Raw genomic sequence first — 15546 nt, forward strand, 5'->3', positions numbered from 1 at the left:
GCCGCCGCGAGGGCTTACGTCAATCTGCGGGCGATTTCGGTGATCACGGCGAAAGCCGTGTCCGCGTCGTCGCGCGTCATCTCGAACTGGCCGGCCTGGAAGCGGATGGCGATGCGGCCGTCCACGCGTGTCTGTGTGAGATAGATGCGGCCGTCGTCGTTGATGGCATTGGTGAGTGCGATATTGTGCTGGTCGGCATCCGTGCCGCCCGTGTGGCGGAAGGAGAACAGCGACAGGACCGGCGCGCTGACGATCTCGAAATCCGGCTCCTTTGCAAGGCGTTCGGCCAGTTCCTCGGACCAGGCGACATGGTTGCGGATCATCGTGCGCAGGCCTTCCAGCCCGTGATAGCGCATCAGGAACCACAGTTTCAGCGCGCGGAACCGGCGGCCGAGCGGCACGGACCATTCCGAATAGTTGATGATGCCGTCATGGCCGTGGGTCTTGAGATATTCCGGCTGGATGGCGAGCGTGCGCACCTGATCCTCGGGGCTCCTGATGAACTGCACCGAGCAGTCGAAATTGGCGCCAAGCCATTTGTGCGGGTTGAAGACGATCGAATTGGCCTGCTCGACGCCGTCCCAGAGCGTGCGGAATTCCGGGCAGATCATCGCCGAGCCCGCCCAGGCCGCATCGACATGCAGGTAGAGGCCATGCGCCTTGACGACGGCGGCAACGTCTCGGATCGGGTCGCAGGCGCCGATCGAGGTGCCGCCGGTGCAGGCGATGACGCCGGCCGGGATATGGCCGGCGGCGAGATCGGCCTTGATGGCGGCGTCGAGCGCTTCCGGATCCATGCCGTTGAGCAGGCCCTTGGTCGGGATGCGCACGAGGTTCGCCTCGCCGATGCCGGCAATCCAGATCGCCCGGTCGATGGAGGTGTGCACCTGTTTCGAGGCATAGACGCGCACGGCCTTGTGCGCGGCAAGCCCTTCGCTGTTGCCCTTCCAGCCGAGCGCCTTCTCACGCATCACGAGGACGGCGGCAAGCGTTGCGGTGGAGGCGGAATCCTGGATGACGCCGGCAAAACCGTCCGGCAGGCCCATCGCCTGGCGCAGCCAGTCGACGACGCGGGTTTCCAGTTCGGTAGCGGCGGGGGATGTCTGCCACAGCATGCATTGCGCGGCCACCGAGGTCACGAGGTAATCGGCAATCACCGAGACCGGCGCGGCATTGGCCGGGAAATAGGCGAAGAAGCGCGGATGCTGCCAATGGGTCAGGCCATCGGGAATGATGCGCTCGAAATCCGCGAAGATCGCCTCCATTGCTTCACCGGCCTCCGGTGCCGCGACGGCAATCTGCCTGAAAATGTCGCCCGGTTGCGTCTGCGCGCGGACCGGCCGCTCGCGCAGTCCGGCACGATAGTCCGCACCCCAATCGGCCACCGTTCGCGACCATTGACGGAATTCTTCGCTGTCCATGTCTCACTCCCTGTCCGGTTGCCTTTCTCGGCGGTCGGATGCGCAATTGCAATGCCCCTCACGCGTGTCTGGGGATGAAATACTAAATATGTTAAATATCAAGCGAGTGCATTCAGGGTTCATTATATGAACCGTCGCTTCAAATATAGACTTGCAATGCGTTTCGTTTCTTGTCAGATTAATTCGCATGTTAAGTAATCTGCCGTGCCGCCGGAGGGGCGGGATGGGCAGGTCGGGCTTGACGCCGGAAGGACCAATGGATGTCCTGGCAGGGCCTGTCATAACAACAAGGAGGAATGGTTGATGAGCCTGAGCGCCCGTCCGCCGAAGATTCTGGTGATCGGTACCGGCGACACCAAGAGCGAGGAATTGCTGTTCATGGCCGAGATCATCGGCACGGCCGGCGGTGTTGCCGTCATGGTCGATGTCAGCGTACTCGGCGAGCCGCCCTATGCCCCCGCGCATTCCAAGCATGATATCGCGAGCGCCGCGGGCACGAGCATTCAGAACATCATCGACAGCGGCGATGAAAACACCGCCATGTCCTTGATGGCGAAGGGGGCGGCCGCGCTGGTGCGCGGGCTCTCCGAGGCCGGTGAGGTCGATGGCATGATCGCGCTCGGCGGTTCGCTCGGCACGGATCTCGCGCTTGACGTTGCCGCCGTGCTGCCGCTCGGCGTGCCGAAATTCATCGTCTCCACCATCGCCTACTCTCATCTCCTGCCGCCGGAGCGCATCGCGCCCGACCTCATGATGATCCTGTGGGCCGGCGGGCTCTATGGGCTGAACCCGATCTGCCGGGCGGTGTTATCGCAGGCCTGCGGCGCCGTCGTCGGCGCGGCGAAGGCGGCCGAACGGCCGGACCGTGCGCGGCCGCTGATTGGCATGACCTCGCTCGGCTCCTCCTGCCTCAAATATATGAAATTCCTCAAGCCGGAGCTGGAAAAGCGCGGCTACGACGTCGCCGTCTTCCATTCCACCGGCATGGGCGGCCGCGCCTATGAGGCTGTGGCCGCCGACCGGGGCTTTGCCGCCGTCTTCGATTTCTGCATCCAGGAAGTCACCAATGCGGAAAACGGCTCGGTCGTCACTTCGGGCCCGGATCGCCTGGAAAATGCCGGCCGTGCCGGCATTCCGCAGATCGTCGCGCCTGGCGCCGTCGACATGGTGGACATGCCCGCCTGGCAGGACACACCCGCGCGCTTTGTCGGGCGCCCCTATCATGCCCACAACCGGCTGATCGCCTCCGTCACCGTCTCGCCGGAACAGCGCCGCGACGTCGCCCGCGTCGTCGCCGCCAAGATGGCCGGCGCCATGGCCCCGGTCGCTTTCCTCCTGCCGACGCAGGGCATTCAGGAATGGGATCAGGAGGGTGAGCCGCTGCACGAGCCCGCCGCCCTCGAGGCCTTTCTCGACGAGATGCGCAAGGCCATGCCGGCAAGCGTCACCTTTGAGGAAGTGGATACGCATATCAACGCCCCCGACTTTGCCGTGAAGGCTTTGGAAGTCTTTGATCGCTGGGTCGTCGAGGGCATCGTCGTAAAAGGGCGCATCGCATGAGCAAGGCATTGATCCTCGATTTCGGTGGGGTCGTCACCCGCACGCTGTTCGAGACGCATGACATCACCGAACGTGCGCTGGGCCTGCCGGCAGGCACTTTGACCTGGCGTGGTCCGTTCGATCCTTCGACCGACCCGCTCTGGGTGTCCATGCAGGCGCGCGAGATCACCGAGCGCGACTACTGGATGACCCGCACCCGCGAAGTGGGCGCGATGCTCGGCGAAGACTGGACGGATATGAAGACCTTCGTGCAGCGCGCCCGTGGCGCGGATGCCGAGCTGGTGCTGCGCCCGGAAGCGCGCGACGCGATCCTGAAGGCGAAGGAGGCCGGCCTGACGCTCGCCATCCTCTCCAACGAACTCGACCTCTTCTACGGCGTCGAGTTCCGCAAGCGCTTCCCGCTGATCGAGCTTTTCGACGTCATCGTCGATGCCACCTATACTAAGATATTGAAGCCCGATCCGCGCGCCTATGAACAGGTGATCGCCGAGGTCGGCATCGACCGCGCCGACTGCGTGTTCGTCGATGACCAGTTGAAGAATATCGCGGGCGCGGCTGCCGTGAACCTACCCTATGTGCATTTCGACGTGCTCCAGCCCGCGCAATCCTATGCGCAAGCGCTGAAAATGCTTGGACTCTGAAAGGATATCCCCATGCGCGATTCCAACTTCCTGATCGAAAACAACGCCCGCCATCTCTGGCACCCCATGGCGCATCCCGCCGAAATGCAGGCCAAGCCGCCGCGCATCATCAATGGCGGCGCGGGCGTCGAGGTGGTGGATATCCACGGCAAGACGGTGCTGGATGCCGTCGGTGGCCTGTGGAACGTCAATCTCGGTTATTCCTGCGAGCCCGTGAAGCAGGCGATCCGCGACCAGCTCGACGCGCTACCCTACTATTCCACCTTCCGCGGCACGACCAATTCGCCGCTGATCGAGCTTTCCTATGAGCTTGCCGAATTCTTCAAGGAAGACGGCCTGACGCGCTCCTTTTTCACCTCGGGTGGGTCGGATTCGGTGGAGACCGCGCTCAGGCTCGCGCGGCAGTACCACAAGATCAACGGTCAGCCGGAGCGCACGAAATTCGTGGCGCTGAAGAAGGGCTATCACGGCACGCATTTCGGCGGCGCCTCGGTCAACGGCAATGCCAATTTCCGCCGCAACTACGAGCCTCTGCTGCCCGGCGTCTTCCACCTTGCCGCACCCTTCCCCTACCGCAACCCCTTCAACACGACCGATCCGGCCGAGATCGCGCAGGCGATCGCCCGCCAGTTCGAGGACGAGGTGGCCTTCCAGGGCGCCGACACCATCGCCGCCTTCATCATGGAACCGGTGCTGGGTGCCGGCGGCGTGATCGTGCCGCATGAGACCTTCATGCCGCTGATGCGCGCCATCTGCGACAAACACGGCATCCTGCTCATCGCCGACGAGGTCATCACCGCCTTCGGCCGCACCGGCGCCTGGACCGGCTCGCGCGGCTGGGGGGTCAAGCCCGACATGATGACGACTGCAAAGGCCATCACCAACGGCTACTTCCCCTTCGGCGCCGTGATGATCTCCGACAAGGTCGCGACGGCCTTCGAAAGCAACAAGGACAGTTTTGGCGCCATCGGCCACGGCTACACCTATTCCGGCCACCCGGTCGGTGCCGCTGCCGCCCTTGCGACGCTCAAGGAAACCGCCAAGGTCAACACGGCCGCCAATGCCGCCGCCCGCGGCGTCGAGCTGATGGCCGGCCTCGAAGGTCTGAAGGCGAAGCACGAACTGGTCGGCGATATCAGAGGCATGGGTCTGATGGCGGCGCTGGAGCTCGTATCCGACCGCGCCAAGAAGAGCGCGGCCGCAAAGGACGTGGTGCAGAAGGTTTACGATACGGCTTACGAGGCCGGCGTCATGGTGCGCACGTCGGGCGCCAATGTCATCATCTCGCCGCCGCTCATCATCACTGCCGCCGACGTTCAGAAGATCGTCTCGGCGCTCGATGAAGGTCTCAGCGCGGCGGAAGGCAAATAAGATGGCGGGCGAGGAGGCTCTGCGCGCGCGGCGCGAAAAACTGCTCGGCCGCAACATGTCGCTCTTCTACGAGGATCCGGTCCACCTCGTGAAGGGCGAGGGTGTGTGGCTGTGGGATGCGGACGGGAAGAAATATCTCGACTGCTACAACAATGTGCCGCATGTCGGCCATTGTCATCCGCGCGTGGTGGAGGCGATCTGCCGGCAGGCCTCGACGCTCAACACCCATACCCGCTACCTGCACGAAGGCATTCTCGATTATGTCGAGCGCCTGACGGGGACCTTTGACGGGAGCCTCGATACCGCTATCCTCACCTGCACCGGCAGCGAGGCGAACGATGTGGCGCTGCGCATGGCGCAGGCCGTGACCGGCAAGACGGGCGTGATCGCCACCGACTTCACCTATCACGGCAACACGACGGCCGTGTCGCAGCTTTCCACTCGCATGCCGCCGGTCGGCGGCTATGGCGGCCATGTCCGTCATGTGCCGGCCCCGGATGCCTATCGTCCGCTCGGCAGCGAGGGTGGCGCGGCTTTCGCAACGGCCTGGGCGACGAAGGTGGAGGAGGCGATCGCCTCCCTGCAAGAAAGCCCCTTCGGCTTTTCCGCGCTGATCATCGATCCCTTCTTCGCCAATGAAGGCTTTCCCGACCTGCCGGAGAATTTCCTTGCGCCGGCCGTGGCGGCAGTGCGCAAGGCTGGCGGCCTGGTCATCTGCGACGAGGTGCAGCCCGGTTTCGGCCGCACCGGCACCCATATGTGGGGCCATCAGAAGGCGGGCATCGTCCCCGACGTCGTCACGCTCGGCAAGCCGATGGCCAATGGCCACCCGGTCGGCGGTGTCGTTGCGAGCGCCGAGACGCTGAACGCCTTCCGCAAGGCGTTTCGCTACTTCAACACTTTTGGCGGCAATCCCGTCTCCTGCGCCGCGGCCATGGCCGTTCTCGATGTGCTGGAAGACGAGAAACTTCAGGCGAATGCGCTCGAAGTCGGTGCCTATGCGCGGGAAGGCCTGCAAAAGCTTGCGGAGAAGCATGCGCTGATCGGCAATGTGCGCGGCTCCGGCCTTTTCTTCGGCGCCGAACTGGTGCTCGACCGGGCGGAGAAGACGCCGGCCGCCGATATCGCCACCCGCGTCATCAACGGCATGCGCGAGCGCGGTGTGCTGATGGGCAAGCTCGGCATTCACCAGAATGCCACGAAGATCCGTCCGCCCATGCCCTTCTCTAAGGACAATGCCGACCTGATGCTTTCGACCCTCGACGACGTGCTGGGCGGGCTCTGAACCGATGGGCGGCATGGAGGAGATGCTGACGCAGCGGGCCATTGCAGCCCTTGCCCATTGGGACCTGCCGGAGCAGGTGCCCGAGCTGATCAAGTACCGCGAAAACGCGGTCTTCAAGGTGAAGCTCGCCTGGGGCGATCCGGCCGCCCTTCGCCTGCATCGCCCGGCCTATCATTCCCAGGCCGCCCTTGCCTCGGAACTCGCCTTCATGGCGAACCTGCGCGACCGGGGCCTCGCCGTGCCGCAGCCGATCCCGGCCGCGAACGGTGCCCTTCTCGTCGCCTTTGGCGACGGGCCTTACTATGCCGATCTCATCGGGTGGATCGATGGCGAACCGCTGGGCGAAACCGGTGTTCCGCTTGCTCAGGAAGGCCGCGACCTTCAGGCGATCTTCCGCGCCATCGGCCGGGAACTCGCGCTGCTGCATGGTGCTGCCGATGCCTTTCGCCAGCCGGTCGGTTTCGAACGCCCGGCCTGGGATGCCGCCGGCCTGCTCGGCGAGGCACCGTTCTGGGGCCGATTCTGGGATTGCGCCGTGCTGCCGGCCGAAGACCAGGCCTACCTGACGGCTCTGCGCGAAACGCTGATCGCGCGCCTCGCAGCCATTGCCCCCGGTCTCGACTACGGCCTGATCCACGCCGATATCGTGCGCGAAAACATTTTCGTGCGCAAAAATGCGGTCGCCTTCATCGATTTCGACGATTGCGGCTTCGGCTTCCGTCTGTTCGATCTGGCGACGGCGCTTCTGCGCAACCGGCGCGAGCCGTCCTATCCGGCGCTGCGGGAGGCCCTGCTCGAAGGCTATGCCGCGATCCGGCCGCAAGCGCAGTCGGAATTCGAGCATCTTCCGCTCTTCCTGCTCCTGCGCGCGCTCACCTATATCGGCTGGGCCGCCGCGAGGCCCGACCTTGCCGACAACGCCGCCCGCCTGAAACGCTACGTCGCCGACGTGCGCTCTCTGGCGGCGGATCTGGGTCTCTGAAAACGACAACCCCGCCGGAGCGGGGTTGTTTCAGTTTCAAGCCTGATGCTGGATGGGGTTGCCCGAAGGCTGGTGCACGATTCCGGCCCCCTGCTCGCATACTTCCACATGCCGTGTCAGCGCCTGATTGGAGAGGATGGCGCTGATCGTGGTGATGTCACGGCCCTGGTACTTGGGCATCTTCTGGGCGACTTTCAGTCTCTCCAGTAACGCTAAACGGCTCATGACGATCTCCTTTTCAGTGGTTTAAGAATGCGGCTCCGGCCTCTTCAAAGCGGCCGATGGTCCGGGTTGTGGTCCTTCTTCGGGGTTGCCCGACACCGCGGATCCTTCAGGGGCGCGGCAGTTGAATTGTGTTGCGTCAGGCGGCTTTCTTGCCGGCGTCGAACGGGATCTCGATGTCGACGGCGAGCGTCGAAACCTGCGGACCGCGTTCCATCTTGATCGAGACCTTCTCGTCATCGACCTGCATATGCTTGGAAATCGCCTTCAGGATTTCGTCGCGCAGCTTGTTGACGAGGTCGATGTCGCCGGTGGCGGCGCGCTCGTGGGCGAGCAGCACCTGCAGCCGCTCGCGCGCGGCCGGTGCCGATTGGCCCTTGGAAAAGAAGCGGAACAGGTTCATGCCGCCTTCCTTCCGAAGATCTTGCCGAAGAATCCGCGCTTGTCGCCGGGAATGGTGATCGGCAGGTTTTCGCCCTTCAGGCGGCGCGTCGCTTCGAAATAGGCAAGTGCGGGGGCGCTGCGGGTGTCGGCGAGCGTCACGGGGGCGCCGACATTGGAGGCGCGCAGCACGTCCATGCTCTCGGGAATGATGCCGAGCAGCGGGATGGAGAGGATTTCCAGCACGTCGTCGACCTTCAGCATGTCGCCGCGCTCGGCGCGCACGGCGTCGTAGCGGGTGAGCAGCAGGTGCTTTTCGACGCGCTCGCCGTTTTCGGCCTTCAGCGTCTTGGAATCGAGCAGGCCGATGATGCGGTCGGAGTCGCGAACGGACGACACTTCCGGGTTCGTCACGACGATGGCGACGTCCGCATGGCGCATGGCCAGCGTCGCACCGCGCTCGATGCCTGCCGGGCTGTCGCAGATAACCCAGTCGAAGGCGTTCTTCAGTGCCGCGATGACCTTCTCGACGCCTTCGGGCGTGAGATTGTCCTTGTCGCGGGTCTGGGAGGCCGGCAGCAGGTAGAGCGTCTCGACGCGCTTGTCGCGGATCAGCGCCTGGGTGAGCTTGGCTTCGCCCTGGATGACGTTGACGAGGTCATAGACGACGCGGCGTTCCGCACCCATGACGAGATCGAGATTGCGCAGGCCGACGTCGAAATCCACGACCACGACCTTTTCGCCGCTCTGCGCCAGCGCGGCGCCGAGGGCTGCCGACGACGTCGTCTTGCCGACGCCGCCCTTGCCCGATGTGACAACGATTACCTTACCCATGTACCTCTCCAGTGGTTGGGAATTCCGTTCAGCCGAGTGTCGCGGCCGTGATGGTTTCGCCTTCGAGCCAGATCTGCGCCGGCTTGCCGCGCAGGTTCTCTTCCATGTCGTCGGCGGTCTTGTAGAAACCGTCGATGGCGATCAGTTCCGCCTCCAGCTTGCGGCAGAAGATGCGCGCGGATGCATTGCCCGTCGTGCCGGCCATTGCGCGGCCGCGCAGCGGGCCATAGACATGGATCGAGCCGCCGGCAACGACTTCCGCGCCGGAGGCGACCGAGCCGATGATGGTGACATCGCCTTCCGGGAAGAAGATCGACTGTCCCGAGCGCACGGGCCGCGAGACGACGAGCGAAGGCGTGACCGTCGCGGGCGTGGCAACCTGTTCGACCACGACGTTCTCTACCGGATCGGCAGATTTCGCCTTCTTGGAAACGGTCTTCTCGTCTGTCGCAGGCGCCTCGAAATCGGCGGCCGGGCGGCCGTCGGTCATGGCGGGCGGCATGTCCGGGCCGAGCTGCGAGGTGCGGGCGCCCTCGATGCCCATGACGCGCACATTGCGGGTCGAGAGCTCGCTGACGAGATCGCGCAGTTCCTGACGGTCGATATCCAGCCCGTCGATGTCGAGCACGACGGGCCGGCGCAGGAAGAACCCGGCCGAACGGGCGGCCAGATCGTCAAGCCGCACCAGCCAGTCCTGGACAGGCAGCTCTGGGGTCAATGCGAGCGCAAGGAAGGAGCGCCCCTTGAGGCGGATCGGCCGGGGTTGAGTTAACACGTCAGTCATCTTGGTTAATTTTCGGTTGCTCCGGTGTAGCTGTGAAATGGTTAACAAATGGTTAATTTACAGCGCTGGCTGGTGCGAGGCATGCCGCGCCACAATGTGCTGTTTTGCGGGCGTGCGGGAACGCAGCCAGGGTGGAGCATACATCCGTGTTTTGGTTTAAAGTATTGAAAATAAATCGGTTTTTAAAATTACTGGAAATAGAGCGTCTCATGCCCGCCGTCAGGGCCGCGAGCAAATCGACCTGATGATGCAGCTATGGCTTCTGGGAGGATAGGGGGATTCGACTCATGCAAGAGCCGCCGGCCGCCATGGGGCGCCGGATGGACAGACTGAAAGGCCTGCGGCCAACCACGTCCTGTCCGAAGCCGCCGGGATGCAGGGCAATCGCGCGTCTGAAAGATGATTCGGTGTTGCCTTCGGGAGGCAGCGATTCGCGTCGCTCAGACCGGCGCAACCATTCAAATGCGCCGGCCCGATGCCGGCCTTATTTGCCGGCGTTGTACTTGGCGTCGACTTCGTTGATCGCCTGGACGTTGCCGGCCGAGCGGCCATTTTCGTCAAACGTCTGGGCGAGGTAGGCGTCGGCGATGGCCTTGGCCAGTTCCGAGCCGATGACGCGGGCGCCCATGGTGATGATCTGGGCGTTGTTGGAAAGGGCGGCGCGTTCGGCCGAATAGGTGTCGTGCGTCAGCGCGGCGCGGATGCCGGGCACCTTGTTGGCCGAGATGCAGACGCCGATGCCGGTGCCGCAGACGAGGATCGCGCGGTCGTATTCGCCGGCGATGATGGCCGAGGCGACGCGGTCGGAGAGGGTGGCATAGAAGGCATCCGGGCCGGCATCGGTGCGCGAGATTTCGTGCACGTCGTGGCTGGCCTTCAGGTGGTCGGCAAGGATCTTGGCGAGGCCTTCGCCCGCACTGTCACCGGCAATCGCGAGTTTCATGAGAATTCTCCTTCTTCAGATGGTGGCGGCTGAGCGCGCCAGGATTTCGAGATAGCCTTCAATCTTCCAGGCGGAACGGCCGATGAAGAGCCCGTCGATGTCGGGGCAGGCGATCAGTTCTTCGCAGTTCTGCGGGTTCACCGAGCCGCCATAGAGGCAGGGAATGCGCCGGCCAAGCACGTCTTCCGCCACCTTTGCGATTTCCGCATGGCGGGCATTGGCGTAATCGGCGGTGGCGGGAATGCCGTTTTCGCCGATCGCCCAGACGGGTTCGTAGGCGAGCAGGATTTCGGCCTGTTTCTGGGCGCCCTGGAGCTTGCCGAGGGCGCCGCGCACTTCCCTGGCGAGCACTTCGTCCGCACGACCGCTTTCGCGATCGGCCAGCGTCTCGCCGATGCAGATCAGCGGCACGAGGCCGTGACGCACCGCGGCTTCCGTCTTTAGACCGACCGTCTCGTCCGTCTCGCCGAAATGTTCGCGGCGTTCGGAATGGCCGAGCTCGACGAGGTCAAGGTTGCAATCCTTCAGCATGACCGGCGAGACTTCGCCGGTCCAGGCACCCTCATCGGCCCAATGCATGTTCTGCGCGCCGACCTTGACGGAGGTGTCGGCGAGCAGCGCCTTGACCTCGCGCACGGCGGTGAAGGACGGGATGACGAAACGCTGGATGCGGGGATTGCGGCCGCCATCGGCGGCCTTCAGGCCCTCGGCGAAGACTTTCGCCTCGGCAAGCGTCTTGTTCATCTTCCAGCTCGTGCCGACCCAGAAGTTCCTGCCCTGGCTCATGGTGTTGTCTCCTTCGCGATGCGCACCACGGTCTTGCCATCGGTGAGTTCGGCGGATGTATCGTGGGGCAGGTTCTTGTCTGAAACGACGGTGTCGAAATCGGCGAGATCGGCGAGCACATGCAGTGCCGTATTGCCGAAGCGCCTGTTGTTGATCATGAGGCAGGTCTGGCGGCTGGAGGCCATCATCGCCCGCTTGGTGCGCACCACGGCCTCGTCCATGTGGTAGGCGAGGCGGCCCGATGCCGCAGGGGCCGAGATGAAGGCGATGTCGGCGCGCAGGCGCGACAGGGCTTCTTCCGTGACGATGCCGAAATAGGCGTTGAACTTCGCGGAATAGACGCCGCCGACGGAAATCAGCGTCACGCCGGAAAGGCCCTTGGCGCGCTCCATGATCGCCGCATTGTTGGTGATGATGGTGATCGGCTTCTTCTCCGCGAGCACATCGCCGAGCACCGAGGCCATCGAGCCATCATTGATCATCACGGTCATGCCGGGCTCGACAAGCTCTGCGGCCGTCTCGGCCAGCGCGCGCTTGACGTCGGCCTCCTGCAATTCGCGGAAGCGGAAGTCGCTTTCGAACTGCGTGCCGGCATCGATCGTCGCGCCGCCGCGCACCTTGCGCAGCACGCCGGCCCGTTCGAGATCGTCGAGGTCACGGTGGATGGTCATCTTGGAGACGCCGAAACGCTCAGCGATATCATCGAGTTCGACGGCCCGGCTTTCGACGAGCAGATTGATGATCTCCTGCCTGCGCTCTTCCCGTTTCACCGCGTCCTCCCGCTGTCCGAAATTCTATAACACCATTTTCGACAGATTATAACATTGAAATTGTGATTTTGTGATTTTTCTATGCGGAGCTTTGCAGCAGCACGCGCGCCGTCCGTTCATCCGTGATCAGTCCGTGGAGCTTGTGGCTGTGCAGGACGGCGCGGATCGCCTCCGTCTTGGAGCGGCCGCCGGCGATGGCGACGACCCGGTCGCCGCCGGCTTCCGAAAAGGAAACGGCGAGCGTGCGCGCCGTCACCGATGTCTCAAGAATGCGGCCCTTGCTGTCGAAGAAGTGCCCGAGCAGTTCACCGACGCCACCGAGCGCCCGGATCTCCTCCAGCTCGTTCGGTTGCAGCATGCCCGATGTGACGAGATGGGCCTGGTTGTCGACCGTACCGATGCCCACGAGCTTGAGATCGGCGCTGCGGGCGAGGTTGAAGACCTCGCTAACGCCGCGCTGGGACAGCAGGACCTCGCGATCCTCCTCCGTATTGGCGAAGAAGGGCACGGGCATCACATAGGCCTGCGTGCCGGTCTTGGCCGCAAGCCGGTGCATGACATCGTAGGGATTGGCCGCATAGTTGCGGGTGAGGCCGCCGAGCAGCGAGACGAAGCGCGTGCCGCTGGCGCTGATGCGCGGCAGATGATGCACGGCGGCCGACAGCGTTCGCCCATGGCCAAGGCCGATGACGGCGACTTCGCCACGCTCGATCTCGCGCCGCAGGAAATCCGCGCCGACATGGCCGAGCGTCGTCAGCGCCAGCGCATCGTCGTCGACATCGGGCGCGACTTCGCAATAATCGAGCCCGTAGCGCTTGGAGAGTTCGACTTCGAGATTGACGCATTCGGCGATATCGCCATCGATGCTGACCTTCACCACGCCCTCGGCGACCGCGCGCGCGATCAGCCGGTGCGCCTTCACCGAGGGAATGCCGAGGCGCTTGGCCACGGCGGACTGGGTGAAGCCCCCGATATAGTGCAGCCAGGCGGCACGGACGGCGAGGGAATCTTCATTGTCGGTCATCGGCGATGTCCTGTCCTGCTCAGCAACCGGAAGCGGTTTTCCATCCAGTCTTAGCAAGCAGCCCGGATGCGGTCAGCCCAGCTTGAGATCGGATGCACCGGTATCGATATGCGGCGCCCAGAAGGCGATGCTTTCGGCGATCTGCGGAATGACCTGCCGGTCGTTCGGCTCGCGTTCCTTGAAGGAGAGTTCCAGGCAGATCTCGTTGTCGACAGCACCGCCCTCGGCGAAGGCTTTCAGCAGCGGTTCCGGCTGGATACGGCCTTTGGCGTTGAATTCCGCTGTAAAGGGGCGGTGGCCGCCCTTGTCCATCAGGCTCTGCTTGATGTGGATGATCGGCGAGATCTTCGGGACGGCGCGCGCCCAGGCATAGGGCTCAAAGTCGTCGGGGTTGCTGGACGTCACGTCACCATGGTCGATATCGGCCATCATCCACATGGGAATGGCCATGCCGGCGGCGGTCAGCCGGTCCTGGAGCTTGATGCATTCGGCAATGGTTTCGCCGAATTCACGGCCGATGCTCATCGGCTCCCAGAAGACATAGGAGAGGCCGGCGCCCTTGGCGTGATCGGCAACCTCCGCCCAGCAATCCACGGCGATCTGGATCAATTCCTCGCGGCGGACCGGATCGTCGAAATCCTTGTAGGTGAAGATGGCGAACTGCGTGCCGACGGAGGTGCCGCCGAGATCGCCGATGATATCGGCGAAGGTCTTGAACCAATCGACATAGTAGCGGCGCACGTCCGCATCGGGATGGCCGAAATGGTTGAGGCGGCCATAGGGGCCGGTCATGCCCGAGGTGACGCGCACGCCGGTGCGCTGAAGGGCCTTGTCCATCTGGCGGGTCAGCCGGCGAATCGTCGCGGCGTTCCAGCTCGGATTGATGAATTCGTGGGTGAGCTGAAGGTCGCGCAGCTTCAGGTCGCGCGCGACCGTTTCGATGAGGTCGTCGGGATCGGCGAAGCGGTTGACCAGCGGATTGGTGTTGAGCGAGAGCGTCAGCGGCATGGGAACCTCAGGCGGCGGCAAGCGGGGCGTTGAACCAGTCGGCGAAGGCCGCGCGTTCGGCTTCCGTCAGGTGCAGGTAGTGTTTGGTGCGGCGGTAAAGGACGTCTTCCACCCGCTGCGCCCATTCGCTGGCGACAAGATAGTGGGCCTCCGCCTCATAAAGCTGCCCGCCGAAATGGCGGCCGAGGCCTTCGAGGCTGGTGGCATTGCCGACGATCGCCTTGGTGCGGGTGCCGTAGAGACGGCCGTAATGCTGCACCAGCTTACGCGGCATCCAGGGATAGGCGTCGCGCAGGCTGTTGGCGAAGGTCTCGTAGTCGGCGTTCGGCATGTCGCCGCCCGGCAGCGGGGCCTTTTCCGTCCAGTCGCCGCCCATGTTCGGGAAGATGTGCTGGAGGCGGTGCATGCCGCGCTCGGCAAGCTCACGGAAGGTGGTGATCTTGCCGCCGAAGACGTTGAGCAGCGGCGCGCCGCCGGTCTCGTCGAGATCGAAGACATAGTCGCGGGTGACGGCGGAGGGGTTGCCCTTGCCGTCATCGAACAGCGGGCGCACGCCGGAGAAGGAATGCAGCACGTCCTGGCGGCGTAGCTTCTCCTTGAAATAGCGGTTCACCGCCTTCAGCAGGTAATCGATCTCCGCCTCGTCGGCCGAGACATCCTCGGCGCGGCCTTCATAGGCGATGTCGGTGGTTCCGATCAGCGCCTTGTCGCCTTCGTAAGGGTTGATGAAGATGACGCGCTTGTCGTGGTTCTGCACGAGATAGGCATTCGCGCCCGCCCAGAACTTCGGCACGATGATGTGGCTGCCCTTGACGAGGCGCACATTGCGCGACGAATTCGAGCCGGCGACGCGGTTGATGATATCGGAGACCCAGGGACCCGCGCAGTTGACGAGGCATTTGGCGCGGAAGGTTCTGACTTCACCGGTCACGCTGTTCTTCGTCGTTACCGTCCAGGCGCCGTTTTCGCGGCGGGCAGAGGTGGCGGGCGAGCGGGTCAGCACCACCGCGCCCTTTTCGGCGGCGCCGATGGCGTTCAGTGTCACGAGACGGGCGTCATCCACCCAGCAGTCGGAATATTCGAAGCCGCGCGTATATTGGTCGAGGATCGGCGTGCCCTCGGGGTCGCGCGTGAGGTCCAGCGTGCGCGTGCCCGGAAGCTTCCTGCGGCCGCCGAGATGGTCGTAAAGGAAGAGGCCGAGGCGCACGAGCCAGGTCGGACGATCCTCAGGGCTGTGCGGCAGCACGAAGCGCATGGGCCAGATGATGTGCGGGGCGGCATTGAGCAGCACCTCGCGCTCGATCAGCGCCTCGCGCACCAGGCGGAATTCGTAATATTCGAGATAGCGCAGGCCGCCATGCACCAGCTTGCCGGAGCGCGACGACGTGCCCTCGGCCAGGTCGTCCTTCTCGCAGAGCACGACCTTCAATCCGCGGCCCGCCGCATCGCGGGCAATGCCGGCGCCGTTGATGCCGCCGCCGATCACGAAGAGGTCAATACGCTCGGGCTCGTTCATTTGGGTCTCCTTCAGCGC

General features: G+C 64.0%; 16 protein-coding genes. 5 read left to right on the plus strand and 11 right to left on the minus strand.

Annotation, left to right across the window (positions count from 1 at the left end):
* Positions 1–14: 14 nt before the first annotated feature.
* Positions 15–1421 carry a pyridoxal phosphate-dependent decarboxylase family protein gene (locus AC27VQ_RS01835; protein WP_488714961.1) on the minus strand — a complete coding sequence of 469 codons (1407 nt, stop codon included), beginning with the start codon at positions 1419–1421 and terminating at the stop codon, positions 15–17.
* Positions 1422–1724: 303 nt separating this feature from the next.
* Between AC27VQ_RS01835 and AC27VQ_RS01840 the strand changes: the two genes are divergently transcribed.
* Genes AC27VQ_RS01840 through AC27VQ_RS01860 form a run of 5 tightly spaced genes read left to right on the plus strand, consistent with a single transcriptional unit; the run spans position 1725 to position 7260 of the window.
* The gene (locus tag AC27VQ_RS01840; protein ID WP_488714962.1) at positions 1725–2981 is read left to right on the plus strand and encodes a Tm-1-like ATP-binding domain-containing protein; all 1257 of its coding nucleotides are present in this window, start codon (positions 1725–1727) and stop codon (positions 2979–2981) included.
* Positions 2978–3622, plus strand: a complete 645-nt coding sequence (locus AC27VQ_RS01845) for an HAD family hydrolase (protein WP_488714963.1) — start codon at positions 2978–2980, stop codon at positions 3620–3622. The genes AC27VQ_RS01840 and AC27VQ_RS01845 overlap by 4 nt, the downstream gene beginning before the upstream one ends.
* A 12-nt stretch (positions 3623–3634) precedes the next feature.
* Positions 3635–4993, plus strand: a complete 1359-nt coding sequence (locus AC27VQ_RS01850; RefSeq protein WP_488714964.1) for an aspartate aminotransferase family protein — start codon at positions 3635–3637, stop codon at positions 4991–4993.
* Position 4994: 1 nt separating this feature from the next.
* Positions 4995–6278 (plus strand): aspartate aminotransferase family protein, encoded by a 1284-nt coding sequence (locus tag AC27VQ_RS01855; RefSeq protein WP_488714965.1) that lies wholly within the window; start codon positions 4995–4997, stop codon positions 6276–6278.
* A 4-nt stretch (positions 6279–6282) separates the two neighbouring features.
* A complete protein-coding gene (locus AC27VQ_RS01860; protein WP_488714966.1) occupies positions 6283–7260 on the plus strand; it encodes a phosphotransferase enzyme family protein in 978 nt (325 codons plus the stop codon).
* A 36-nt stretch (positions 7261–7296) separates the two neighbouring features.
* Here the strand turns inward: AC27VQ_RS01860 and AC27VQ_RS01865 are convergent, their stop codons facing one another.
* The 10 genes from AC27VQ_RS01865 to AC27VQ_RS01910 all read right to left on the minus strand — a co-directional run bounded on the left by AC27VQ_RS01865 (position 7297) and on the right by AC27VQ_RS01910 (position 15528).
* The gene (locus AC27VQ_RS01865; protein WP_313532026.1) at positions 7297–7485 is read right to left on the minus strand and encodes a hypothetical protein; all 189 of its coding nucleotides are present in this window, start codon (positions 7483–7485) and stop codon (positions 7297–7299) included.
* A 136-nt stretch (positions 7486–7621) separates the two neighbouring features.
* Positions 7622–7885, minus strand: coding sequence for a cell division topological specificity factor MinE (minE, locus tag AC27VQ_RS01870; protein WP_313532028.1), 264 nt, complete (start codon positions 7883–7885; stop codon positions 7622–7624).
* Positions 7882–8697 carry a septum site-determining protein MinD gene (gene minD, locus AC27VQ_RS01875; RefSeq protein WP_313532030.1) on the minus strand — a complete coding sequence of 272 codons (816 nt, stop codon included), beginning with the start codon at positions 8695–8697 and terminating at the stop codon, positions 7882–7884. Before minD ends, minE begins: the two co-directional genes overlap by 4 nt.
* 28 nt (positions 8698–8725) lie before the next feature.
* The gene (gene minC, locus AC27VQ_RS01880) at positions 8726–9481 is read right to left on the minus strand and encodes a septum site-determining protein MinC (RefSeq protein ID WP_488714967.1); all 756 of its coding nucleotides are present in this window, start codon (positions 9479–9481) and stop codon (positions 8726–8728) included.
* 484 nt (positions 9482–9965) lie between these two features.
* Entirely contained in the window at positions 9966–10424 is a 459-nt protein-coding gene (gene derI / locus AC27VQ_RS01885) for a D-erythrulose-4-phosphate isomerase (RefSeq protein WP_488714968.1), read from the minus strand.
* A 15-nt stretch (positions 10425–10439) separates the two neighbouring features.
* The gene (locus tag AC27VQ_RS01890) at positions 10440–11210 is read right to left on the minus strand and encodes a triose-phosphate isomerase (protein ID WP_488714969.1); all 771 of its coding nucleotides are present in this window, start codon (positions 11208–11210) and stop codon (positions 10440–10442) included.
* A complete protein-coding gene (locus tag AC27VQ_RS01895; protein ID WP_488714970.1) occupies positions 11207–11980 on the minus strand; it encodes a DeoR/GlpR family DNA-binding transcription regulator in 774 nt (257 codons plus the stop codon). Before AC27VQ_RS01895 ends, AC27VQ_RS01890 begins: the two co-directional genes overlap by 4 nt.
* Before the next feature lie 79 nt (positions 11981–12059).
* On the minus strand, positions 12060–13004 hold the full coding sequence (locus AC27VQ_RS01900) for a sugar-binding transcriptional regulator (RefSeq protein ID WP_488714971.1): 945 nt from the start codon (positions 13002–13004) through the stop codon (positions 12060–12062).
* A 72-nt stretch (positions 13005–13076) separates the two neighbouring features.
* Positions 13077–14012 (minus strand): sugar phosphate isomerase/epimerase family protein, encoded by a 936-nt coding sequence (locus AC27VQ_RS01905; protein WP_488714972.1) that lies wholly within the window; start codon positions 14010–14012, stop codon positions 13077–13079.
* Positions 14013–14019: 7 nt separating this feature from the next.
* Positions 14020–15528, minus strand: coding sequence for a glycerol-3-phosphate dehydrogenase (locus tag AC27VQ_RS01910; RefSeq protein WP_488714973.1), 1509 nt, complete (start codon positions 15526–15528; stop codon positions 14020–14022).
* Positions 15529–15546 lie beyond the last annotated feature (18 nt).

The sequence above is a fragment of the Shinella sp. 20P9.1.1 genome (genome assembly GCF_057798995.1).